Below are 24,851 nucleotides of genomic sequence, written 5' to 3'. Positions count from 1 at the left end.
TGAAGGCAGGAATTCAGAGCGATATCCGGCAGTTCAACGGCGCAGTTTTTGCGCCCGCATCAAGCACAGAATGTCGGCGGCGATATGCGCCGCAGCCAGGGCGGTGACTTCGGCGTGGTCGTACGGCGGCGAAACCTCGACTACATCGGCCCCAATCAAATTGACCGGCCCCAGGCCACGCAGTATGTCGAGCGCCTGCGCTGACGACAGTCCGCCCGCAACCGGGGTGCCCGTGCCCGGCGCAAAGGCCGGATCAAGACAATCGATATCAAAGGTCAGATAAGTCGGTGAGTTGCCGGTGATGGCGAGTATTTCTTCGACAACGGCGCGCGTGCCCTGGCGATGGACATGTGGCGCATCCAGCACGCGTACGCCCATGAAGTCGTCATTCCAGGTACGTATCCCCACTTGCACCGAGCGCGCCGGATCAATCAGCCCCTCACGAATCGCCTTGTAAAACATGGTGCCGTGATTGAGTGAATCCGGATTGTCGTCAGGCCAGGTGTCGCAATGGGCATCAAAGTGGATCAAGCTCAGCGGCGCGCCGTACTTCTCTGCATGCGCCTTGAGCAACGGGTAGGTCACGTAGTGATCACCACCAAAAGTAAGCATGCGAGCGTCGGACTGCAATATCCGCCGGGCAAAGGCAACGATGCTGTCGTGGATGCCCAGCGGGTTATGCCCGTCGAACCAGCAGTCGCCGTAATCAACCACCTCAAACTCATCAAACGGGTCAACACCCCACGGAAACATCATCAACTCGGCCAGCTGCACCGAGGCGGCACGGATGCCCGCCGGGCCAAAGCGCGTACCGGGGCGGAAGGTGGTGGCCAGATCAAGTGGAATACCAGAGATGGCGACATCGACCCCGGTCAGATCTCTTGAGTAGCGCCGCCGCATAAATGACAACACGCCCGCATAGGTTGGCCCGGGATGCAGCAATCCGCTGGCACCAGAAGCCTGATCTGCGGATGATTGCTGTAGAGGCAATTCGTTTTGGGGCATTTCAATGTCTCGCTGTTGTCTAAACTGGTGCATTTGCACCAAAATTACGCGCTAAAAGCTATTCGTAATTTGCATGGCTCATTTGCATATGGTGTATTGTTATCAAACAATTACGGGCCATAAAGCGATAAATATTGCTTTTAGTATCAGGAATTTTAATACCTCATGCGCAGACACCCTCCCCTGCAAGCACTACTGGCATTTGAGGCTTCGGCCCGGCTGGGCAGCTTTACCCGCGCGGCCCAGGAACTCGCGCTGACGCAGTCGGCAATCAGTCATCAGATACTGCAACTGGAGCAGTGGACCGGGCAGCCTTTGTTCCGGCGCATCGGGCGAGGCGTGGCGCTGACGGCGGCAGGCACGCTGTATTTGCAAACGGTCTCCGCCGCCTTGACCTTGCTGGCAGACGGGCGCGATCGCATCGAGCCCTACAGCAAGCCCGACTCAGTCATTGTGTTTTGTGCGGCGCGGTTTGCTTCGGGCTGGCTGTTGCCACGCATGAGAGAACTGGAGCAGCGCTTTGCCGACGTGGATTTATGGCTGGTTACCATCGACAAGAGCCTGGAGATCGACCAGATCGATGTTGATTTGATCATCTCGGACTCACCCATCCGCAACCCGGAGATTGAAAGCACGCCGCTCATGGCGGATGAAGCAATTGCCATCTGCGGGCCGCAAACTGCCGCGCGCCTGGCGCACGTACCGTTTCCTGAAGTCATGAGCATGGCGCCGTTGCTGTATCACGAAGCCCGGCCAGAATGGGCGCCGTGGTTACCCGAACTGCGCCGCGCCGGTCTGGCCATCAAACGACGGATGACCATCGACGACCCGCACTGGCTGGTAGCCGCCGCCCGCGAGGAAGCCGGCATTGCCATGGTGTCGCGCTGGTATGCCGAGGCCGCCCTGGCCCGTGGCGAGATTGCCACTCTGCCGCAGATTCCCGGCTTCACGCTCGGGCAACTGTGGTTGATGCGCTCGGTGCAGCCCGCCCGCTCACCCGTGGTCGCCGCCGTCCATGACTGGCTACTGCAAAACGCGGCAGGTGAGATTTGCCTAAAACCGGGTAGTTAATTGTGTGAGCCAGTTGGGGGATTGATCTACCATCCACGACTCCAGTGGCTTGTCTGCGCCGGTAAGAATCAGCAACGCCAATGCCACCATCAGCGCGCCCATCAGTTTTTTTCCGGCTTGACCCACTTGCATGACTTTGCCGCGCACCCTGAGCAAAGCGCTGCGTGAGATCGCCGCAATAACAACAATGGGCAAGGCGGCGCCGATCCCGAACACCCCCATAAGCAGCGCCACTTGCGGCAGATGCGAGCCTTGGCTTGCCAGCAACACGGCAGCTCCCAAGGTCGGCCCTACACATGGGCTCCAGACCACGCCCAGCACCAGTCCAATGACAAACTGGCCCCACAAACCGTCCAGATGTATGCGAGAGACAAGACTGTTGCCCGCATCGCCAATGCCGGAGGTGGTAGCGGCAAAACGCTGCTGCAGTCGCCCCGAAAGCAGCACCAGTCCCAACAAGCCGAGTAACACCGCGCCGCCATAACGGAAAAGTGTCGTGTCTACACCGAGCGACGCGCCAGCCCAGGCCAGCGTTGTACCGATCAATGCATAAGACAGCGCAAGACCACCAGCCAGCGCCAGCGGGGCCAGCCGCCGCGCGTTGGTCGCCGCCCCCAATAGAAGCGGAATAATTGGAAAAACACAGGGCGAGAGCGTAGAAAGCAGGCCTGCTAGCAGACCCAAGCCGTATGAGGTAAAGCCAAAATCCATCAGTTAACGGTCTTTTTGATCAACCCTTCCAACCCGGTTGGCGTGGTGTCGCCCACCGAACGCCCCACCTCATTGGCGCCTTTGAATGCAATCAGGGTGCTTTGCATCGTGACCTTGTATTTCTTCAGCGTGGGTTTGGCCGAGTCGAAATCAATGGTCATGAGTGTCACGTCCTTATAGGCAGGCTGCTGCATCAGGCCATCAATAATCGGCTTTTGCTGTTTACACGTCGGGCACCATGGCGCGCTGATGTCGAGCACCACTGGCTTGCCTTGTTGGGTCAGCGCATCGAATTCTTGCTGGTTATATGGCTTGATCTCCCCGGCCACGGCCAGCGAGGTCAGAGCAGACAGGGCGATTAGCGCAATGATGTTGGTGAGTTTCATTTGTGGTCTCCACGGGGTAAGTGGCTGCTTCAGGTTGTCGCGTTGTCTTGTAGCCCAGCAGTGCGGCGCCCGCCAGCTAAGTCTGATCCACCGGCTGACTGGTTTGAACCATGGACAGTATAAAAGTGCACCACACCCGTCGCCGCACTGATCAGCGCCTCTTTTGCGCGCCGCAATATTGCGATTGCACTTGATGAGTCGCACCGCCCGTGGTTTTCTTACGGTCAGCGAGGAATGCATCAAAATACTCTGGCAAGCCGGTGATCACGCGCAGCAGCAGATATTTTTTCTATCCTGCGGCACGAGAACTGCACCCCAATTACACGCTCTAATGCGCATCAAATATCACCAACCTCATGGAACCCCCGCATGACCAAACGCCGTCCCACTGTTTTTGCCTCGCTCTCTGCAGGCCGGCGCACCGAGCGGCTGGTGCTGTTGGCGGCAACGACACTGTTTATCGGCGGTCTGGTCTGCGGCTTTTACCGGTTCAACCAGAATCTGGCTACGGAATACGGCGATGTGAGCGACGCCAGCGCTTATGCGGCGGTCCACCTGGAATACGCACTGGAAACCCGGCGGCAATCGGTGGAAATGCTGGCTGAACAGGCGGCAGAATTAATGAGCGGTCGTTACAGCCTCAATCTGCAACCCACGCTCAGACTCGATCCCCGGCCGGATCATCACGGCTATGTGCTGGGTGCCTTGCCGGGTTTTACCAAAGCCGAACTGGGGCAACTCAGCGGCGAAGGGCCAATGCCGCCAACTGATTCGCCGCTGGCACGAGAAATGGCCATGGCCATCGCACTGACACCACTGCTCAAAGCGCTCGAACATCGAGACGCCGACCTGCCATTGATTTACTACCAATCCGCCAGCGGTTTTGCTTATGTCTACCCCGCTCTCGGCACCGCTACCAGCGGCAGCCAGTTCTATCGGCGCAGTGACGAACAGCGGGCTGCCTATGCCAAGGCTGCACCGCAGGCCAACCCGCAGCGCCAGACCATCTGGACGCGAGCAGCCCCGGATTTTGAGCATAAGGAACAGACGGCTACGGTGAGTGCGCCGCTATACGTGGCCGACCAATTTCTGGGGGTAATCAGCCGCGATGTCAAACTGGCAACGCTGGTCGAGGCCCTTGTTTTACGCAAGGTCCCGTATTCCGGCCTTACGGTGGTCAACGCCAGCGGCCGCAACTTGCTGCACCCGGAGCAACCCAAAGTATCCGTCGACGTATTGCAACGCCCACCCGGCACACCGGTGCGCGCCGGCAAGGTGTCATATACCGTTTACCCGCTCAGCCAGGCGGGCTGGTTCATGGTGACTATCACCGACCACCCCGCCATTTTGCTGGGTGCGGCCAGCGACTCGCTCTTGTTGATCGGCGCGATCATCGCCTCTTTGTTGTCGGTGACTTTGCTGGTGTTACTGGCCGGAGCACTGCGCGATAACGAGAAATTGTCGATTCAGGATGGATTGACCGGACTCTATAACCGGCGCCACTTCGACATCATTGCGCAACGCGAGTTTGGCCGTAGCCTGCGCGACCAGAGCTGGCTGGGACTGGCCATTCTGGATGTCGACTTCTTCAAAAAATATAACGATCACTATGGCCATCAGGCAGGCGATCAGGTCTTGCGTAGCGTGAGCGAAGCACTGCGTCAGGCATTGCAGCGCGCCACTGATGGCGTGTTCCGGGTGGGTGGCGAGGAGTTCGCGGTGCTGGTGCCGCTGCAAGCCCCAGATCAGTTCGACGCCGTGCTGGAACGCATTGTCGTGGGAGTGCGTGATCTGGATATCCCGCATGAAAAAAGCGATTGGCCACAATTGACGGTGTCCGTCGGCGCAGTTGCCATCGGCCCCGGTCAGCCGTTGTCACTGGATGCCGCCTACAGCAAGGCCGACGAAGCCTTGTACCAGGCTAAAATGGCGGGGCGCAATCGCTATGTGGTCGCCGCTCTTGCTGGCGATGGCAAGGCGCCTGCGCTACCGCAACACATAGTTGCCGAGCCAATCCAGGGCCGCCAGAAAAGCTGAACCCGGGCGCGTCAGCGTGCTCAGGCAGGCCGTTGTTCGCCACTAAGCCGGGAGCGCACAAAGCCGACGTGCTCCCGCAACACATAGAAAGCATCGGCATAAGCGAGCGGCATTTTCAGCTGGTTTACGCTTTCTTCAATATGGTCGAGGTCTTTGACCAGGCGGTCACGCTCTTCGTCCGTCACGTGCTCCAGCGCCTCGCGCTCAATCGCAATCAACAAGCCATACCAGCGATAAATACGCGAGCGCACCCGCCAGCGGTACAACGCTGGCAACACGCGCAACGCCGGGAAAAACAGCACCGCCATGGGGATCAGCAAAACCAGCGTGCGATCGACCAGGCTGGCCATCCAGAACGGCAAATTGCGGTAGAGGAAATTCTTGCCTGACCGGTAATAGCGAGCTGCGTCTTCGCTGATGCGATATTCGTGCTCGATAGGGCTGGGAAACTCGCCGCTGCGCTGCAGCAAACCCGGCATGCCGTGGACTTCCTGCGCGGCCTCGATCAGCAAATCAGAAATGGCGGGGTGCAAATTGGGCCGAGCTACCAGTTCAACCATCGGACTAATCAAATGCACAGTGGCGGGAGGAATATTGCGGCCCAGATCAAGCACCCCGGCGGGTAAATCAATCTGGTTCAAATACGGAAAAAGCCGCGTATAAGCCGCCGCCTGAGTGAAATTCAGCGCCAGCACATTCGGGTCTTGCAGCAAGCGCAACATCAGGCCGCGAGTGGCGGAGTCCCCATTGAAGAACGCCGCATCAATCTGCCCGGCTGCCAGTTGGCGTGCGGACTCCTGCCCGTCGAAGGGCAGCAATGTAGCAGCGCCCCCGGCCACAATGCCGTTGGCCTTGAGCAAATTGAGTGCAATCACTCGCGTACCGCTGCCTTCGCGGCCAATCGCAATGCGCTTGCCATTCAGTTGCGATAATCGGGCAATTTCGCCGCCGCGATACAGCACCACAATCGGCGCATAAAACACACTGCCCAACGACATCAGCGATGAGGTATCCAACCCTTGCGCCACGCCGCCTTGTACCAGCGCCAGATCAACATGTTGCTTCGGATCGAGCAAGCGATGCAGGTTTTGCAAAGAACCGTCCGATGGCAGGACTTTTAGCGTGACCCCGTCACGCGCCAGAATTTTGCGATAAGCATTGGCGGCGGGCCAGAATGAGCCATCCGCCGGGCCAGCGCTAATGACGATGGTTTTGGGCGGCGCGGGCTCCACCAGCCACACCACCAGCAAGATGGTTAGCATGCCCAGAAAAACAATCGCGCCCCAGAACCAGGCGTGATCGCGCCAGACCGAATAGGCGTGGGGAAACTGTGGAGCGCGCTGCTGACGACTGAGAATCATGGCTGCATTTCCTGACGTCATTCCCGATGAGTGTCTCTGGCATACCAGGCCCGGCAACAACACTGCGATTGCGGCCAGCCTGCTCTGCCAGGGCGCGAGCCTGGGCCGTCGCTTACGGCTTGGGCAGCGATTGCGCCAGGCTGATCAGGTTTTGGGGCACCACGCGGATAATGCCGCTACGCGGGCTGTCGATATCCGCGATCAACATGAACGACAGCGAAACCACCAGCGGCATGATCACCAGAAACCGGCTTCTCACCTGCTTGCTGCGCGACCCGTAGCCCACCAGTGCGTTGCTGAACAGCCCGATCACAATCATCAGCGCCCACGCCGAATGCGGAATGCGGTTCCAGATCGCCGCCTGGGTATAGCCTTGGGTATTGATCACGTCATTCATTCCCGCAGTTACCAGCGCGGTAATCGGATTCGGCGCGGCGCTGGCGCCAGTGCGCACCAACGCCCACATATCGGCCTGAATCTGCGCGGTCGTGGTGTTAATGACCCCGAGCTGTTGGGCATCGTTGGTCCGATAAAACAGGACGCGTTGATCAAGATATTTGACCAGCAAAGTCCGCAACTGCGCCGCAGCCGGGACGGACAGAAAATCCACGCGGATAAACTCTGTGCCAATGGCGTTGGCTTCTTCTTCTTCGTAATTCTTGCGCTGGTCGTAGCGCCCCACCGCCATCGACAGCGAAAACCCGATCACCAGCGCCAGCAGCGTCAACGTGGCCGATTGCACAACACTGAAATCTTCGACTGTCGCCTCATCCATTGGCTTTTTCTGGCGTAGCACAACCGCGCCAACCCACGCCGCCAGTGACATGAGCAGCAGCGAGACCAGGCAGAACAAAACGGGATGATTTGCGAGCAACTCCATACTTGGCATCTCCACGACATTTCTTTTAGGGGTTCCGCACAAAACTGGCGGCTAAACGCGCTGCCTCCGCTCTGAGTGCAAGGGTTTGTTTCGGCAGCACGAGCCGGTGACCGACCGAATCCGGCACCCGTGACGTAAGCGAAGCAGCGCTTGCAATCATCGTAGTGCTTGCACCCAGCATGTGCCGGGCAACATTGCTCACCGCCCAAATCCCACGACTGGCGCAGCGCAAACAAAAAATCGCAGAGATGGCCGTAATAGTGGCTATCGTCTGCGATTTTCTGTTCCTGCTGTGGTGGTGGTGTTTAACGGTTAGTCATCTGCAATGCCGCCGCAGGCAAACGTTCGCCATGCACCTGTACTTGGGATACTTCCTCGTTGATCAGCGTGAGGTCATCTGCGGTCAGAGTCAGATCGATCGCCCCTAGGTTCTCCACCAGCCGGTGCGGCTTGGTGGTACCGGGGATAGGCACAATCCACGGCTTTTGAGCGAGCAACCAGGCAAGCGCAACCTGGGCTGGTGTAGCACCTTTGCGGGCCGCGACCGCTTTGACTACGTCGACCAGCGCCATATTGGCCTTGCGCGCCTCGGGGGAAAAACGCGGCACGACGTTGCGAAAGTCCGTTGGATCAAACTGCGTATGCTCGTCGATCTGGCCGGTGAGAAACCCCGCGCCCAGCGGGCTGAACGGCACAAAACCAATGCCCAGTTCTTCCAGCACTGGCAGCAGTTCCAGTTCCGGGCCGCGCCAGAACAGCGAATATTCACTCTGCACGGCGGCGACGGTTTGCACTGCGTGGGCGCGCCGGATCGTCTGCACGCTGGCCTCGGACAAACCGAAGTGCTTCACCGTGCCTTGGGCAATCAGGTCCTTCACCGCACCGGCCACTTCCTCAATCGGCACGGCTGGATCAACCCGGTGCTGGTAGAACAAATCGATGCGATCAGTACGCAGCCGCTTCAGGCTGGCATCGGCCACGGCCTTGATGTGTTCCGGGCGGCTGTTGGTGCCAGCGCCGCGGCGCTCGCCAGTGACCAAGTCGATATCAAAGCCAAACTTGGTGGCAATGACCACCTGATCGCGGATCGGCTGCAGCGCTTCACCCAGCAAATCTTCGTTAAGAAACGGGCCGTAAGACTCCGCCGTGTCAAACAAAGTGATGCCGCGCTCGTGCGCGTTGCGGATGAGCTTGATCATTTCCTGCTTGTCGGCGGCCGGGCCGTAGGCGGCACTCATGCTCATGCAGCCCAGACCAAGGCTGGAGACTTGCAACGTACTGCCCAGTGTTCGGAATTCCATGGATAACCTCTATCAAGTAAGAGTGAACTGGCGACGACTACTGATCGCGCAATGATGTCCGCGCCGTGGCGGTTTAGCGGCCAACACGCGCCTGCAAGTGGGCGGGATAGCGGTCGCCGTGCACGGCCATGCTGGTAATGGCGCTTTGAATATCCGCCAGTTCTTGCCCGGTCAGTTCAACCGCTGCAGCGCTCATGTTTTCGCCCAGCCGTTGCAGCTTGGTGGTGCCGGGAATAGGCACAATCCAGGGCTTTTGCGCCAACAGCCACGCCAACGCAATCTGCGCCGGTGTAACGCGTTTTTGTGCCGCAATCGCGCCCAGCCGATCCACCAGCGCCTGATTGGCTTTACGGGCATCGGTACTGAAACGCGGCACCACTTGCCGGAAATCATTGCTGGCGAACGATGTGTTTTCGGTAATCGCACCAGTCAGAAACCCTTTACCCAGCGGGCTGAACGGCACAAAGCCAATGCCCAGTTCTTCCAGCAGCGGCAAGATTTCCTGCTCGGGCTCGCGCCACCACAGCGAATACTCGCTTTGCAGCGCAGTCACCGGTTGCACGGCGTGGGCGCGGCGGATGGTCTGCGCGCCCGCTTCGGACAAGCCAAAATGCTTCACCTTGCCTTGCTGGATCAGCTCTCTGACAGCGCCCGCCACCTCTTCAATGGGTACTTGCGGATCAACCCGATGCTGGTAATAGAGGTCGATCACATCGGTTTTCAGGCGCTTGAGTGAACCCTCGACCACCTGCCGGATATGCTCCGGACGGCTGTCCAGGCTTTGCTGTTTGCCGTCATCGCCAAAGTTAAAACCAAACTTGGTGGCGATGACCACTTCATTGCGAAACGGTGCCAGCGCTTCGCCCACGACCTCTTCATTGAGATACGGGCCGTAAACCTCGGCGGTATCAAAGAAGGTAACGCCCAGCTCATACGCGCGGCGAATCAGCGCAATGGCCTGCTGTTTGTCGGTGGCTGGCCCGTAGCCGTAACTCAGCCCCATGCAGCCCAGCCCCAGTGCCGATACTTCCAGACCACTCTTGCCAAGTTTGCGTTTTTGCATGTTGTTCTCCAGTTGCTTGCTGCTAACCAAAACGGTGAGATGACCGGGTTTGGCGCTGTGGCCGGTGCCCTCTCAAGATGACAAGCAGTGTATTTCCTGCAAGATCAATCAACAATCCAGCTAAAATTGCATGATCTATTGAGGAAAACTCATCTATGGCCAGTACTGGATTTTCCGAACTGAATGCGTTTGTTGCGGTTGCCGAGCACCGCAGCTTTCGGGCGGCAGCGCGTGCGCTGGATGTATCGGCCTCGGCCTTGAGTCATGCCATAAGAGGACTGGAAGAACGGCTGGGTGTGCGGCTGTTCAACCGCACCACCCGCTCAGTGGCGCTGACCGACGCGGGCGAACAGTTTTTGCTGCGGGTGCGCCCTGCCATTGCCGATATCGAAGACGCGATCAGCGAGGCCAGGTCTGCGCGGGACAAACCGTCGGGCTCGCTGCGGATCAGCACCTCGGAGTCCGGCGCCACCCCGCTGATTCGGCATGTTTTGCCTGAGTTCCTGGCGACCTATCCCGATATCCATATTGAGTTTGTGCTGGATAACCGGATGCTGGATATCGTGGCCGGTGAATTTGACGCGGGCATTCGCCTGCTGGAAACAGTGCCACGTGACATGATTGCCGTGAAATTCGGACGAGATATGCGCTTTACCGCTGTGGCGACGCCTGCCTACCTGGCACAACACGGCACACCTACAACGCCTCAAGATTTACTGCAGCATCGCTGTATCCGTTTTCGCTTTGACAGTGGCCAGCTGTATCGCTGGGACCCGCAGTATCGCGGCCGCACCATGCATCTGGACGTCAATGGCCCGCTGACGGTGGGCAATCTCAAACTGGCGATCGAAGGCGCGCTGGCCGGGATCGGCATTGCGTGGGTGCCAGAAGACGACGTTGCCGAGCATCTTGCGGCAGGTCGTCTCACCGCCGTGCTGCCAGACTGGAGCCCGGCTTTCCCGGGTTTGTGTCTCTATTACCCCGCCAACCGCCACCCGCCTACCGCGTTGCGGCTATTTGCCGAAGCAATACGCGGCTGGGCGCAAGGCCGCGAGTCCGCAGGCGCACAGTGATTGCTCAGGCGTAGGGGGTGCCGGCCATTGCGGCGTTCAGGCCGATGGCGCCTTTATCAACAATCGCGAGAAACACGGCTTTCGCTGCCTTTGCGTCCTGGCTCTGCCGAAAAGTCTGGTGAGCCTGGGTAAGCGCCACCGTCCACGTTGCCAGAAGCAGGCCTGCCGCCAGTTGCGCGTCGGCATCACCCGGTTCTCGCCCGGCGCATTCGGCTAGCGCTAACGTCAACAGTTGCGCCAGTTCATCCCGTATCGCCCGCGCCCGCGCCTTGAGGGTTTCGCTGCCCGCGATTGTCTCGATAAAGCCCTGACTCCCGGCAGAGACAAAGCCCGCGCCCCCAGCCTCAAATCTGACGTAAGGACTCTGCTGGGCAACCAGCCGATGTGCCAAGAGGCGTAGCGTCTCCAGCGGCGAGATGTTTGGATCGCGCTGGCGCAAGGCCTCGCGCAGCATCTCGCGCCCTTCCTCGTCGCGATCAAAGAACATGTCTTCTTTGCGCGGGAAGTGATTGAACACCGTCATTCGCCCGACATCAGCCGCCGCCGCGATCTCGTCCACCGTCACGTTATCAAAACCGCGTTCCTGGAAAAGGCGCGTGGCGGTATCGGAGATGCCTTGTCGCGTGGCAAGGCGCTTGCGGGATCGAAGGTCGGATGGCGTTGACATGCTGCGGATAATAGCACACGCTACTGTGTACTCAGTACATATTGGTATTTAATACATTTCCGAAAAGTGCTGAATGCCCTGAACGTGAGCGAGCCCAATTTGGGCGGCACGTAAGTGCCTTCGTCATGACTCCAGTTTCAGGAAGGCCAATTGCAGATCACCGGCCAAACCCGTTTTCCACCCGCGTAAACCTGCCACGCAGGCGTTACCAGTCGCCCTTTTGCGGCACCACCAAGAATCCCAATGAATAAACCACTTATCGTTATCTTTACCGCGATTGGTCTGGATGCCGTCGGCATCGGACTGATCTTTCCCATCCTGCCGCGCTTGCTTGAAGAGGTGACGCACGCAGGCAATGTCGCGCCGTGGATCGGCATCATGACCGCGCTGTATGCAGTGATGCAGTTCGTCTTTGCGCCAGTGCTTGGCGCGTTGAGTGACCGCCTTGGCCGACGCCCGGTGCTGCTGATTTCCCTCGCCGGCGCCGCGATTAACTACGTGGTCATGGCTTTTGCGCCCCAACTGTGGATGCTGCTCATTGGCCGTGCCATTGCCGGGCTGACCAGCGCCAATATTTCGGTAGCGACCGCCTACATCACGGATATCTCGCCCCAGGAAACGCGTGCGCGGCGGTTTGGCCTGTTCAATGCCATGTTTGGCATCGGGTTCATCATCGGTCCGGTGCTCGGCGGGGTGCTGGGCGACTACTGGCTAAGGCTCCCGTTCATTGCCGCTGCGGCACTGAATGCGGCCAACCTGCTGCTGGCATTGTTCGTCCTGCCGGAATCGCGTACGCCAAGCGGGGAGAAGATCGACCTCGCTGCGCTCAACCCGCTGCGCCCGTTACGCTGGGTGTTCTCCATGAAGAGTCTCGCGCCCATCACATTGATCTTTTTCATCCTGAGTGCCTCGGGCGAGGTGTATGGCACCTGCTGGGCGCTCTGGGGCAACGACGCATTTCAGTGGAACGGCCTGTGGATCGGTTTGTCGCTCGGCACCTTTGGCATATGCCAATCACTGGCTCAGGCCTTTTTGCCCGGACCAGCCGTCAAATTACTGGGTGAACGCGGCGCCATCTTGACCGGGATAGCCGGCATCTGCGTTGCGCTGGGCCTGCTGGCTTTTGCCACGCAAGGCTGGATGGTGTTTGCGATCATGCCGCTCTTCGCCCTCGGCGGCATTGGTGTTCCTGCACTGCAGTCGCTTGCTACGCGCCTGGTTGATGAGACGCGACAGGGGCAGTTTCAGGGCGTACTGGCATCGGTGGTGGCCCTCGCATCGATCATCGGCCCGCTTGCGTTCTCAACGTTCTACTACGTCGTGCGGGCGCAATGGCCCGGCGCGATCTGGCTAGCGGTGGTACTCGTTTATCTGATCGCGGTACCGCTGGTCCTGGGTTTACGGTTTCGCAGCAGCCCGATCAATGAGGAGAAGTCTTTGGCAAAAGGCTGAGCCCAATTGGCGAACCGGCGCTGATCGTATGCCAGCTTTTTGCCTGTGCGCTTGAGCATCTCATGGCGCCAGGTTCACCGCGAAAAAACGCCAATCAGTGAAGCGTTCTCGTCTACGCAACAGCGCTCACTGTCTGCATGCAAATATGCCGTGTTTCCAGGCATACTCGGCTCAACCACCCAGGAGAGGTTGATGGCATCGGACAACAAGTGGAACAAGCAGCCGCTGGGCGAGCCTGGCGCTGATAGCTCTTTTGATCTGGTTCGTTATTTCTTCTGGCTTTCGCTGGTGCTGATGGGCATCGCCACGGTGGCGATGGCCGGGTATTTGCGCTTTTATTCAAGCGCACAAATGCTGCAACTGGAGAAAGTCCGCGCATCCTCGCTGGTGCAGGTATTTGAAAATTCGCTGTGGCCCCATTTCAAGCCACTCACACAAATGAGCAACGATGTGGCCCGCATGCGGGAAATGGCCACGCAAGCCAAATTGCAAAGCAACGTCGTGCAGCTCATGAAAGGCACCGACGTTATCCGGCTGAAAGTGTATGCGCTCAACGGCATGACAGTGTTTTCCACCGACCCAACGCAAGTCGGAGAGATTGAAAAGGGCAATGACGGCTTTGAATCCGCCGTCGCCGGTGTGCCGGTAAGCGAGCTGGAACACAGCAATACAATTGATTCTTTTGAACGCAAACTCAATGACCGCGATCTGATTTCAACCTACGTGCCGGTACACGGCGCAGATGGGCGGATTGAAGGTGTGCTTGAGATTTATCTGGATGCAACGTCGTTCATCGCCAGTACCGCGAAACAATTGTGGTGGCTAACCGCCGCTATTAGCCTGGCGATGATTGCGCTTTATATTGCGCAAATGCTGGTGGTAAAGCGGGCGGGAAGGATCATCAAGAATCAGGCCGCCAAGCTGGTTGAGATCAATCGCGAACTGGATGGTCGGGTCGAAGTGCGCACTCGCGAACTCGGTGATGCGAACCGCATGCTTGAAGATGAAATCGACGAGCGCCGCAATGCTGAAGAGCGGCTGGACCGGCTGGCGCATCACGATCCGCTGACCAATCTGCCAAATCGTCTGTTATTCAAACAACGCCTGGAAACGGCGTTAGGGCAGCAGCCGCTGCAACCTCAACGGCTGGCGGTTCTGTTTCTGGATCTGGATCGCTTCAAGGACGTTAACGACACGCTCGGTCACTTTATCGGCGACCAACTGCTGATTGCAGTGACGGCGCGGCTTGCTGAGCATGTCCGCTCAGGCGACACGCTGGCCCGGATTGGCGGCGATGAATTTGTCTGCATTCTGGCCAATGTGCAAGACCCGGCAACGGTGAATCTGGTTGCAGAAAAGCTTTTGTCTTTATTCAATCAGCCATTCCGCATCAATCACAACGATATCCATCTTTCGGCCAGTATCGGCATCAGTTTCTCGCCGGAAGACGGAACCGATTTCGATGCCCTGGTGCGTAAAGCCGATATTGCGATGTATCAGGCTAAAGCGCTCGGGCGGAACCGGTACCAGCTGTATACCTACCAGATGTCGATAGAAGCGCAAGAGCGCGTATTGATCGAGCGCCATCTGCGGCGGGCCATCGACGCCAACGAAATAGAAGTGTATTTCCAGCCCAAAGTTGATTCAGTCAGCGGCCATCTGGTGGGCGCCGAAGCGCTGGCCCGCTGGAATAGCCCGGAGTTGGGTTCGGTATCACCGGCGCGGTTCATTCCCGTGGCGGAGAACTCGGGCCTGATTGTCCGACTTGGTGATCAGGTGCTGGAGAAAACCTGCCGGCAAATTGCGCAATGGCGAGGCGCTGGCTTTGCCATCAACTCCGTTTCGGTCAATTTGTCAGTCAAGCAACTGGAACGCGACGATTTTCCTGCCCGTCTGGCCAGCTTGCTGAGCATCTGCAATCTGCCTGCCTCAACGCTGGAACTGGAAATCACCGAAAGCGTGATCATGGCCGCAGCCGACGCATTCAGCATGCTTGAGGCAATCAAGGCGCTGGGTGTGAAACTATCCATTGATGATTTTGGCACGGGATATTCTTCGCTGGCGTACCTGAAACAATTGCCGGTCCATATCCTGAAAATCGACCGGGCCTTTGTTTTGGGGATTGGCGTCGGCAACGATAGCGAGGCCATTATTCGCACCATCATTGGCCTGGCTGGCAGTCTGGGATTAAGCACGGTGGCCGAAGGTGTGGAAGAGCTGGCACAGGTCGAATTTCTGCAGCGGGAAGGCTGCACCACAATTCAAGGCTTCTACTTTGGCCGGCCACAACCGGCAGCGCTATTTGCCCAGGACTGGGCACCAAAACTTCACACGCTCTGATCGTGGCGGCGATAGCCAGTTTGGCGCTATCCACCAAGGCCGACGACATGAAAATATCAATGGCCAACCGGTGGCGACCATTGCGGTCGCGCACCTTGGCACCAAGCCGATCTCAAGCGAAGTTCAAGCAGCCAACCTCTTGTATTGCAAAGCAAAGAACAGCAGTGGATTACTGCTTGGCTTGAACGTGCTTTGCAAAATTATCCAGGATGGCTTGCCACCCTTGTTGCTGCTGTTCGACCGGGTTTTCCGATTCTGCATCGAACGCCACGCGAACCGTCACGCCATTTGCCCCCGGGATAAACTCGGCCGAAGCAGTGCGATCCCCAAACGAGAATTCAAGCAATTGTTGCGGAACCACCTTGGTGTAGGTCCCGGCGAAATCAAAGCCGAAGCTGCCGTCTTTGGCCTCCATACGTGACGAGAAGATGCCGCCAACGCGCAGATCGACCGTCGATTGGGTGGTGTGCCAATCGTCAGACGCGGTGTTCCACTCTTTGATATCGCTCGGCGTTGTATAAGCGCTCCAGACCTTGGCAACGGGCGCATTGACGAGCGTTTCGACGGTGATTTTCGTGGTCATACTTCTTCCTGTCAGTGGATGTTGAGCGGTTGAGCGAGGGGAGCTTCCAGTTAACGGCGCAAATGTGTCAAGCGCCCAACCAAGTTAGGTGATCTGGCAAAAATCGGCGACAAATCCGCTCTACGGCCATCTGGCAATCCGCGCACCAATGCATCTGTGCGTCCTGCGCTCACGGTGTTCAATCAAAGAAGTCCACAAAATAAGCTTCGTCACCCTGTTTTGCTCAGATTTGCTCAGTTCTGGATTTCCCCGACTCGTTATTAAAGAGCGCATATCGGCAATTTTACTCAGGCTCGCACTTGACGGGATGAACCCCGATCGACGAAAGAGCATGCCTTGCAATCGCGGAACGCCCGTGCGGTTTGCTTCTGCAACTGGTTCGCGACTCGGCAATCCGCTCACTTATGCCTGAGTGGTGCCGTAAATCGCGCCGGAATTATTCTTCCCGGTGAATAAAAACCCATTTCCAGAAACAGCAGCAACCAAGGCCCGGTTAAACAGGCCTTAACGGGTAATCAGGAATAAAAATGACTATCGCCAAACGCTTGATCTTGATGATCGTAATGTCGGTTATTGCGCTGTCCATTGTTTCGCTGACCGCTTTCTATTCAGCACGCGCGCTGAACGGCCAGGTTGTCTTCATGAGCGACAACCTCATACCCGGCGTACAGGCCATTGATGAGGTCAGCCTTGGCGCGCAACACATGCGAACCGTGCTACGTTCCGCCCTGCTGAGTTCCGAACCTGCGGCAATCGAACGGAATCACCAGGCATTTGATCGGGACGTAGTGCAAATCGAAGAGACATTGAAGCGTTACGACGCCGAGCTGATCTCCAACGACGCTGACAAACAGCATCTGGCCCAGGACCAGGCGGCTTTTGCCCAATACCGCTCTGCCGTGCAACCGATCTGGGACAAGATCAAAGCGAGCCAGATACCCGAGGCACTCAAAGCGCTTGATGCTTCCGTGGCAGCGGGTGACGCCTTCACCACGGCCCTGAAGAGTCATGCACAGTTCAATTATGAACTGGTACACACTGGCCGGACCCAAGCCACAGCGACCAGCAACAGAGGCCTCATGATCTGTGCCGGCGTGTCGCTGCTGGCCGCGTTGCTCATTATTGTGATCGGCGTGTTGTTGTACCGGGTGATGATTGTGCCGTTGGGCAGCATGCGCAAAACGGTGCTGTCGGTCGAGCAACAACTGGACTTTACCCAACGCGCACCGGTGAGCCGCCAGGATGAAATGGGCGAGACCACCCTCGCCTTCAATCAGTTGCTTACCCGTCTGCAAGAGAGCTTGCGCAGCTTGCAACGGGACGCCGTGAGCGTCGCGGGTTCTGCCAGGGAAATGGCCGCGACGGCGAACCAGGTTTCTGAAAGTTCCAACCGCCAGAGCGATGCGACTGCCACCATCGCGGCTGGCGTCGAAGAAATGAACGTCTCGATTCACCACGTGGCCGAACGCTCTCAGGACGCGCATCAGCTCGCGCTGGAAAGTGGTGAAACCGCCAAGACTGGCGCAGCTGTTATTCAACAGACTGTTGACGACATGGGTGAAATCGCCGGCAGTATTCAGGAAGCCGCCGCACGGCTGCAGGAACTGGAACGCGCCAGCGAACAGATTGCCACTGTCGTCAATGTCATCAAGGACGTGGCCGAGCAGACCAACTTGCTGGCGCTCAATGCCGCCATCGAAGCCGCGCGGGCCGGCGAGCAAGGCCGTGGCTTCGCCGTCGTGGCCGACGAAGTCAGAAAACTGGCTGAACGTACTTCGCAATCCACGCAAGAGATCACTTCCACCATTGGTCAAATGCGCGAAGTGGCGCAGCACGCGGTGTCGGGAATGCAAGATGCCTTGCAGCGCAGTGAAAGTGGCGTGGTGAATGCCGGTGAGGCAAGCAAAGTGATTCAGGCAATCGCCAGTCGCAGCCTGCAAACAGCCGGGATGGTGAGTGAAATTTCTGCGGCAATCACTCAACAGGGGGCAGCGAGTACCGGCATCGCCCGGCAAGTGGAAGTGGTCGCCCAGATGTCCGAAGAAAATAACGCTGCCGTACTTGAGGCCAGCGATTCGGCCAAGCGGCTGAACAAGCTTGCTACGCAGATGCAGCAGGTGGTCGCGGCGTACTCCTTGTAGTTTTCTGCAGCCTGCGCTGTCAGGCAGATACTGCGTCGCCGCCGCATCCCTGTGCGGCTGACGCCCGGGCAGGCCGCGCTGGCAGCGGTGGCCGGTCCGATTTGATGTTGGTCTTAATCTCCACAGCTTTCCTGGTTTTGCTCAGACCTTCTACTGAAGGCAATGCCCCGCCAGCACCATGCGGTTTCACCACGCAACGCATTTTTCGTTGCCACACCCCTGTCATGCGGCACTTCTAATATATCAGGCGATTTACCGACTCCCGATCCAGTTCGGGGCCCTTGTAAACCGCCAGGATTTGATATGTTAAAACAACGATGTCACGCACCTCTCTCGCTCCTTCCCATTGCCCTGGCCTTGCTGCTGGTCGGTTGCGGGGGTAACAGCAATAGCTCGTCGCCTACCGTTCCTACATCCGTCGTCTCCACCTTTACCACGCCCGCCGCGCCTGCTGGCGTGGGTTATGCCGATACAGCTCCAGTACAAGATCAGGCTGCCATTCTGCCGTTTGTGGATTACGCCTATACCAACCAGCGCGGCGATGCGCGTTATGCCACCAAAGACACTAACGCTGGCGTGCGGGTGCTAGATGGCTTTCTGGCGCTGTGGACTCCCAGCACGTTGCTGGTGGATGCCGGTGTGACTGCGCCAGCCAGTGGCAGCTTTCCAGCGGTGGTTGCATCTACCTGGACCGGCATTCCTGGTGATGCAACCGATGGCACCATCGTGAACAGCGCCGTGCTGAATGCGAACGTGCAATACGTGATCAACGCCACCACCAACCGTACCGCCGATCAAGCCACGGCCGCTTACCTGGACGACCGACGCCAAAAGGGTTACAGCGTGACTGACGGCATGGGCCCGCTAACCAGCGCCTGGCGTACCGCCGCGCAACAGACCACCAGCATTACCAGCGTGCCTGCCGATGCGACCACCGTGTTATACAACGATAGCGGCAACAATATCGGCGTGGGCAGTGCCAGCAATGCCACTTTCGGGACGGCGGTTGATCTGATCAGCAGTGTGGGCAACAACGCTTCCACCGAGCCGGCCAAACGCTTTTACAAGTACGCTCGCCCATGGCGCTGGAGTAACAGCGTGGTGGTCGTTCCGGCACTGGTACCGGCAGAGAGCAGCACTCCGTCCACCGACGGTGGTTTCCCTAGTGGTCACTCGGCAGAAGCTGGGCGAGATGCTTTTGCCATGGCTTATCTGGTGCCCGAGCGCTACCAGGAAATGGTCTCGCGTGCGCTGGAACTGGGTGAAAATCGCATCCTGGCCGGTATGCATTCGCCGCTTGATGTAATCGGTGGGCGAATTCAGGCGACTGCGCTGGTGGCGGCCAATCTGCAAGCCGCAACCGCGGCTACTCGCCAGGCTGCATACGCTCAAGCGCATACTGCGTTGATGTCTGCAGCGGGCGTAACTACCGCCGCCGATTTCTATAACTACGCTCATTCAGCCACCAGCGCGACGGATCGCTTTGCCGACCACGCGACCAACAAGGCCAATTATCTGCGCCGCCTGACCTTTGGTTTTGCCCCGATTGCTGATGTCACCAAAACCGCCCAAGTCCCTAAAGACGCCGAGATTCTGCTAGAAACCCGTCTGCCCTATCTAAGTGCCGACCAACGCCGCGTCGTGCTGAAAACCACTGCGCTGCCCTCGGGTTATCCGGTACTGGACGACGCTGAAGGCTGGGGCCGGTTGAACCTGTTTGCTGCCGCAGATGGCTATGGTGCTTTCAATGGCGATGTCAGCATCAGCATGGATGCCAGCCAGGGCGGCTTTAACGCGCTTGATCGCTGGCAAAACGATATATCCGGCAAGGGCAAGCTGAGCCTGAGCGGCACCGGTACATTGCATCTGACCGGCAACAACAGCTACAGCGGTGGCACCGAAATGGACGCGGGCACGCTGCAGGCAGACTCCACCACCGCGTTTGGTAGCGGTGATGTCTACGTGGCTGCGGGTACCGCGGTGTGCAACGCCACCAGCGCGGTGCAAGTGGCGAACTATACCCAGTTGGCCGCGGGTACTTTGCAGTTGAACCTGGGAACCAACGCCCAAGGCCAACTGAAAGCCAGTGGTACGGTTTCGCTGGTCGGCGGCACCTTGAACGTAAAGTTTGCCAGCGGTTTCAAACCCGCCGTGGGCAGCACTTTGACGTTGCTTGGCGCGGGCAAATTGCAAGGCACGTTTAGCACCATCAATGTTGATGGCTTCAAGTTCACGCCGATCTACTCCGCAACCGGTTTGCAGATTCATATCGACGGCTGATTAACCGTTAGCTGGACATAAAGAAACGGCGCGACTTTGATCGCGCTGTTTCTTTATTTATTGCCACTGGAAACCGGGACTGTTCAGTGGACCACATCGGAATTGAATCCCCCATACGCGGACTCGCAATACGCATTTCTTTCATAGTTCGCGGCCAATAGTCTAGACCTACAAAGATGCGCTCAAGTGTTGGGGGCTGATTGTTCAACAACATATCGGCTGGATCTGAGGGGGAAGGGTCATGCAAGCAACGGAATTCGACGAACAGGCTCGTGTTCTTGATCCTGTAGACCGCACAAGTGAAGTGGTGTTCGGCTTGCTCATGGCGATGAGTTTTGTGGGATCACTGAGTGTCGCCAAGGCCGGCCACGAAGAGGTCCGCACCATGATGGTGACCGCGCTGGGGTGCAATCTGGCGTGGGGCATTGTGGATGCAGTGATGTACCTTCTGCGCATCCGCGTTGAACGCACCCGAGGCGTAAACCTGCTTAACCACCTTGCCGCCGACCCTGACGCAACGCATGCACAAGCGTTGATCTCCGATGCGCTCCCCCCACGACTGGCAGCGGCGGCGAGCCCCGAGGTGCTGGAAATGATGCGCTTGCGCCTGATCGAGTTGCCCGTTCAAAAGCAGCATGCCCGCTTGGGTGCAGAAGACTTCAAAGGTGCGCTGGGTGTCTTCTTGCTGGTCGTTCTGGCGACATTTCCAGTGGTGGTGCCGTTCATGCTGCTGGACAGTGCACATCTGGCCGTAAGGGTATCCAACCTGGTCGCGTTGGCGATGTTGTTTGTCGCTGGCGGCGTGCTGATGCGCTATGCCGGCGGCAGCTCATGGCGCGGCGGCGTGACCATGGTGATTACCGGCGTCGCCCTCATGGCCGCGATCATGGCTTTGGGCGGCTGATACCAGCGGCCAGACACTCGAACCGGTCCGAAGCCAGACAGGCGGGCTTCGGACGAGGTGTCCCGTCGCACAGATCAGGTCAGACGCCCTTGCTCCCCTGCCGCTGGAGTACCACATGGGTGGCTTTCTCGGTCGCAACAGACTGAACGCATTCGTATCCCACCGCGCGCATGTCAACGCCATCGAACAGTCGCTCTCCCCGTCCCAGCAGGACCGGCGAGATAGCAAGGTGGAGCTCGTCGATGAGGCCAGCCCGAAGATATTGCTGGATCGTGGCAACGCCGCCGCCAATGCGCACATCCATGCCGTTGGCTGCGTCGCGTGCCCGCTCAAGCGCTTCGTGAATGCCGCCGGTGACAAAGTGGAATGTCGTTCCGCCTTCCATCTCGATGGGCGCGCGCGGATGATGAGTCAGGATGAAAGTGGGCACGTGGTAGGGCGGATTGTCTCCCCACCAGCCTTTCCAGTTCATGTCGGGCCACTCGCCGCGAATCGGTCCGAACATGTTTCGCCCCAGAATCCAAGCGCCCACATTCTTGAAACTGCGCACAGCGAAGTCGTCATCAACGCCCGTTGTGCCTCCGTCGCGGCCAAACAGGCTCTTCTGGAAAGTGCGGGTCGAAACTAACCACTGATGCAAATCTGTCCCGCCCACGCCGAGCGGATTATTCAGGTCCTGATCTGGACCCGCGCCGTAGCCATCAAGCGAAATGGTAAAACCGTTAACCCGGACGCGTGTCATGTTCATACCTTCCTTTCAATTGATGCCTGACGTGCAAGTCAGAGGCGACTGGAGCGAAGCGCTGCGAACCACAAGCGCAGCTCGTGGTTATTCCCCTCAACTGTAGTGTCAGGCCGGATAGTTTGCGAGAAGCCAATCAAACTCCCCTTCGATCTTTTTTTCAAGCTTAGGCGCGATGGCTGGTTCCAGACTCCAAAGGGGGCGGGTTAACCACAAAAAAAAGCCGCCCGACATAGTCGGACGGCTTTTTGAAACACGTCTGCGGTTTAAATAGCTGGAAACTAGAGACCAGGCGAACCAATCGATGAAGATTGGAGCGGTTCAGCAAAGCCACCCAAGGTTCCAACCACTGCCTTGACATAGTTTGGCGTCGTGGTCGAAACGGTATCCCACACGGCCGACGCAGTGGCACTGCCACCGGTGAAGATCGCACCGGCGTGATTGCCTGCGGTAACCAGAATTGCGTTTGCACCCGTGGCCGTCGGAATCGCCTTCAGCGAGCCATCGCCTTGCGTTGCGCTGATCGGCGTCCCGTAGTTCATTGCCGCTGCAACGTTGCCGTTCGCGTCATAAACGATCACCGCATCGCCCTTACCCAAACCAATGGCGTTCAACGGATCGTTATTCACGTTTAGCATCGCAACCACTGGCACCGTACCAGCAAGACCCCAAGTTGTGCGGAACGCGCTAACCGCGCTTGGCGCAGCGGAAACCACGACCAGATGCTCGCCGGGAGCCAGAACTGTACCTGCCACAAATGCCGCACTGTTGTTGGCATCGTTGACGTCGGCATGATTGTCGCCCCACTTCCAGCCGGTCAGATCAATGGCCGAGCTGCCGTAGTTATAGAGTTCAAAGAAATCGCCACCCACAGCGTTGGAGTTCACTTCCGAGATCAGCACGGTTGGTGCGGGTGCACCAGCGGCTGCGGTGGTGAAGCTCTGGGTTGAACCGGCATAGGCGTTGCCGTACAGGTCAGTGATCACGCCGCTGGCCAGTTGTACGGTATAGCGGGAGCTATCCTGCAATGGCGTGGTCAGGGTAACGGTCATTCGGGCACCGCTGAACTTGACCTGGGTCGTATCGGTAATTGACACATTGCGGGTATCAGCACCGTTGCTGATCACAATATTGCCCGCACCGGCCTGCACGATCTCATTGAACGACATGGCAAAGTGGCTGCCCGCGATGCCAGTCGCGCCATCAACCGGCGCAGTGCTGGTCAATGTTGGCGCAGTCTGGTCAACGGTACCAATCGTGGTGAACGAGAACGTCGATGGATCAGACACTGCAACGGTATTGGCACCCGCGACAGTATTGATCACACCAGTTGGATACGTGACGTTGTAGGTTGTACCGGCCACCATGTAGAACTTCGGATGAATCTTCATCACGCTGCCATTGAAGGTCACTTGCGTGGTGTCAGTCACGGCAATGGTGCGTGTATCGGTGCCATTACTCAAGACCAGATTACCGGCGCCCGCTTTCACGGCTTGATCAAACGTCAGGTACAGATTACTGCCGATGCCGACGTTGGTTTTGCCGGTGGTTGGCTTGAAGATGGTCAGCCCTGGCAGGCTCGGCCCTGCGGCCTGTTCCCCAACCGCATAAATGGTGCCATCCGGCCCCATCGTCACGCCTTCGTTCTGGGCGGTGGCGCTCATGTACAAGCTGCTCAGCATGTTGCCGGCACGATCCATCTTGACGATCCGGCCATCCGGCGCACCAATGATGATGAGGTTATCGTAATCCGGCGCAGTGGCCGGGACGATATTCGAGACCGAGAACACGTCGTTGAACGCCGATAGGCCCGCTTTGGCCTCATCAAACAATACTGGCGGATTATCTGTTGTCGACAGGATCGGCGTACCGTCTGATGCCGTCGCCGTACCCGCTGCAAAATTGATCGCTGCCTGGAAAATGCTGGTTGGCTGCGACTGGCGCACAGCGACATAGCCGCCGGTCTTGGTATCGAAAGTCACACCTTCAATACCGACGTTACCCACCGTTGTGCCCAGCTTGACTGCTTGCACATCTGCCCGGTGCAAGATGCCCCCCGGAACATAGGTGAACAGATCGACCTGGCGCAGGCGCTCTTCCACCAGCACAAACTTGCCGCCACCGACATAAGTGATGCCTTCGGTGTCCTGGAAGTCATTTGCATTGAGCGTCATCGAATCGATGACGTGACCGTCGCTCTTGGCCACCTGCACGACGGAGGTCGCACCATCGCCAATCACAAACAGCGAATCGGTGTCCTTGTCGTAGGCCACGCCAGAGGCCTCGGCGTTCAACAGGTTGGTACCCGTCCCCACCTGCAAGGCAAAACTACCGGTCTGCGTATAGTTGTTCAGATCCCAGGTGCTTTGCGGGTCGGTAAAGGCCAGCGCCGGGATTTTGCTGTCTACGGGGATGTTGCCAGTGGGCGCGGGAGTTGGTGTAGGTGTGGGCGTGCTGTTGTTAGTGGGAGAGCTGTTGCTGCTGCTGCCATCATCGCCACCGCCGCATGCACTCAGGCTGGCGGCAAGAATCGCAGGGATCAGGAAATTGAGAGTTTTTTTCACGATGCTCCAGGGGGGAACAGGATTTTTTTATAAGCAGGCGCGAGTTGATCGGCTTCGTGCTCTTTGTCTTTGGCGTCCGATCGAGATTCGTTGGCGGATCAGAGTGGTTACTTCCTCGTGGGTAAGTAACGCGACTTCCAGGATGTCTGAGAAGACGCATGTGCCATGAGTAGAGTGCAGCGGATTGTGACAGTGGCATATGTAACTGCCGTGACAATCCGGTTACATCGCAAACAGCGATGGCCGAACAAGGGGGGACGCCTTCCCGGAGGCATCACACAGTGGTGAGG

19 protein-coding genes are annotated in these 24,851 nt (G+C 58.1%); 8 read left to right on the top strand and 11 right to left on the bottom strand.

Features of this window, described 5'->3' with window-relative positions; translation table 11 throughout:
- Positions 1-33: 33 nt before the first annotated feature.
- A complete protein-coding gene (speB, locus tag N7220_RS12570; RefSeq protein ID WP_283147863.1) occupies positions 34-1,005 on the bottom strand; it encodes an agmatinase in 972 nt (323 codons plus the stop codon).
- Between the two features lie 165 nt (positions 1,006-1,170).
- Here speB and N7220_RS12565 point away from each other — a divergent pair, with 165 nt between their 5' ends.
- Positions 1,171-2,076: a LysR substrate-binding domain-containing protein gene (locus N7220_RS12565; protein ID WP_283147862.1), complete on the top strand. Its 906-nt coding sequence runs from the start codon at positions 1,171-1,173 to the stop codon at positions 2,074-2,076.
- Here N7220_RS12565 and N7220_RS12560 read toward each other — a convergent pair.
- Together N7220_RS12560 and N7220_RS12555 are read right to left on the bottom strand one after the other, a co-directional pair.
- Positions 2,059-2,787, bottom strand: coding sequence for a cytochrome c biogenesis CcdA family protein (locus tag N7220_RS12560; RefSeq protein WP_283147861.1), 729 nt, complete (start codon positions 2,785-2,787; stop codon positions 2,059-2,061). The genes N7220_RS12565 and N7220_RS12560 overlap by 18 nt on opposite strands.
- Positions 2,787-3,173, bottom strand: coding sequence for a thioredoxin family protein (locus N7220_RS12555; RefSeq protein ID WP_283147860.1), 387 nt, complete (start codon positions 3,171-3,173; stop codon positions 2,787-2,789). Before N7220_RS12555 ends, N7220_RS12560 begins: the two co-directional genes overlap by 1 nt.
- 369 nt (positions 3,174-3,542) lie before the next feature.
- Between N7220_RS12555 and N7220_RS12550 the strand changes: the two genes are divergently transcribed.
- Positions 3,543-5,210, top strand: coding sequence for a sensor domain-containing diguanylate cyclase (locus tag N7220_RS12550; protein ID WP_283147859.1), 1,668 nt, complete (start codon positions 3,543-3,545; stop codon positions 5,208-5,210).
- Positions 5,211-5,230: 20 nt separating this feature from the next.
- Here N7220_RS12550 and N7220_RS12545 read toward each other — a convergent pair whose 3' ends face one another.
- From N7220_RS12545 to N7220_RS12530, 4 genes are all read right to left on the bottom strand, one after another.
- The gene (locus tag N7220_RS12545) at positions 5,231-6,571 is read right to left on the bottom strand and encodes a TAXI family TRAP transporter solute-binding subunit (protein ID WP_283147858.1); all 1,341 of its coding nucleotides are present in this window, start codon (positions 6,569-6,571) and stop codon (positions 5,231-5,233) included.
- Positions 6,572-6,683: 112 nt separating this feature from the next.
- A complete protein-coding gene (locus N7220_RS12540) occupies positions 6,684-7,451 on the bottom strand; it encodes a bestrophin-like domain (RefSeq protein ID WP_283147857.1) in 768 nt (255 codons plus the stop codon).
- Between the two features lie 305 nt (positions 7,452-7,756).
- The gene (locus tag N7220_RS12535; RefSeq protein ID WP_283147856.1) at positions 7,757-8,752 is read right to left on the bottom strand and encodes an aldo/keto reductase; all 996 of its coding nucleotides are present in this window, start codon (positions 8,750-8,752) and stop codon (positions 7,757-7,759) included.
- A 73-nt stretch (positions 8,753-8,825) separates the two neighbouring features.
- Complete coding sequence (locus tag N7220_RS12530; RefSeq protein WP_283147855.1) at positions 8,826-9,815, bottom strand: aldo/keto reductase; 990 nt, start codon at positions 9,813-9,815, stop codon at positions 8,826-8,828.
- A gap of 155 nt (positions 9,816-9,970) precedes the next feature.
- On the opposite strand from N7220_RS12530, the gene N7220_RS12525 reads away from it, so the two are divergent.
- Positions 9,971-10,888 carry a LysR family transcriptional regulator gene (locus tag N7220_RS12525; RefSeq protein ID WP_283147854.1) on the top strand — a complete coding sequence of 306 codons (918 nt, stop codon included), beginning with the start codon at positions 9,971-9,973 and terminating at the stop codon, positions 10,886-10,888.
- A 4-nt stretch (positions 10,889-10,892) separates the two neighbouring features.
- Here the strand turns inward: N7220_RS12525 and N7220_RS12520 are convergent, their stop codons facing one another.
- Positions 10,893-11,555 (bottom strand): TetR/AcrR family transcriptional regulator, encoded by a 663-nt coding sequence (locus tag N7220_RS12520; protein WP_283147853.1) that lies wholly within the window; start codon positions 11,553-11,555, stop codon positions 10,893-10,895.
- Between the two features lie 243 nt (positions 11,556-11,798).
- On the opposite strand from N7220_RS12520, the gene N7220_RS12515 reads away from it, so the two are divergent.
- Entirely contained in the window at positions 11,799-13,007 is a 1,209-nt protein-coding gene (locus N7220_RS12515; RefSeq protein ID WP_390901496.1) for a TCR/Tet family MFS transporter, read from the top strand.
- A 192-nt stretch (positions 13,008-13,199) separates the two neighbouring features.
- Positions 13,200-15,347, top strand: coding sequence for a putative bifunctional diguanylate cyclase/phosphodiesterase (locus tag N7220_RS12510; RefSeq protein ID WP_283147852.1), 2,148 nt, complete (start codon positions 13,200-13,202; stop codon positions 15,345-15,347).
- 169 nt (positions 15,348-15,516) lie between these two features.
- Here N7220_RS12510 and N7220_RS12505 read toward each other — a convergent pair whose 3' ends face one another.
- A complete protein-coding gene (locus tag N7220_RS12505) occupies positions 15,517-15,930 on the bottom strand; it encodes an SRPBCC family protein (protein WP_283147851.1) in 414 nt (137 codons plus the stop codon).
- 527 nt (positions 15,931-16,457) lie between these two features.
- On the opposite strand from N7220_RS12505, the gene N7220_RS12500 reads away from it, so the two are divergent.
- From N7220_RS12500 to N7220_RS12490, 3 genes are all read left to right on the top strand, one after another.
- The gene (locus N7220_RS12500; RefSeq protein WP_283147850.1) at positions 16,458-18,071 is read left to right on the top strand and encodes a methyl-accepting chemotaxis protein; all 1,614 of its coding nucleotides are present in this window, start codon (positions 16,458-16,460) and stop codon (positions 18,069-18,071) included.
- 303 nt (positions 18,072-18,374) lie between these two features.
- Positions 18,375-20,351, top strand: a complete 1,977-nt coding sequence (locus N7220_RS12495; RefSeq protein WP_283147849.1) for a phosphatase PAP2 family protein — start codon at positions 18,375-18,377, stop codon at positions 20,349-20,351.
- A gap of 241 nt (positions 20,352-20,592) precedes the next feature.
- On the top strand, positions 20,593-21,255 hold the full coding sequence (locus N7220_RS12490) for a VIT1/CCC1 transporter family protein (RefSeq protein WP_283147848.1): 663 nt from the start codon (positions 20,593-20,595) through the stop codon (positions 21,253-21,255).
- A gap of 79 nt (positions 21,256-21,334) precedes the next feature.
- Here N7220_RS12490 and N7220_RS12485 read toward each other — a convergent pair whose 3' ends face one another.
- Entirely contained in the window at positions 21,335-21,997 is a 663-nt protein-coding gene (locus N7220_RS12485) for a dihydrofolate reductase family protein (protein WP_283147847.1), read from the bottom strand.
- Positions 21,998-22,278: 281 nt separating this feature from the next.
- On the bottom strand, positions 22,279-24,561 hold the full coding sequence (locus N7220_RS12480) for an SdiA-regulated domain-containing protein (protein ID WP_283147846.1): 2,283 nt from the start codon (positions 24,559-24,561) through the stop codon (positions 22,279-22,281).
- Between the last annotated feature and the right edge of the window lie 290 nt (positions 24,562-24,851).

Origin of the sequence: Silvimonas soli, assembly GCF_030035605.1 — a bacterium.
In the GTDB taxonomy this organism is placed as follows: domain Bacteria; phylum Pseudomonadota; class Gammaproteobacteria; order Burkholderiales; family Chitinibacteraceae; genus Silvimonas; species Silvimonas soli.
This window is presented reverse-complemented; position numbering and strand designations above follow the sequence as displayed.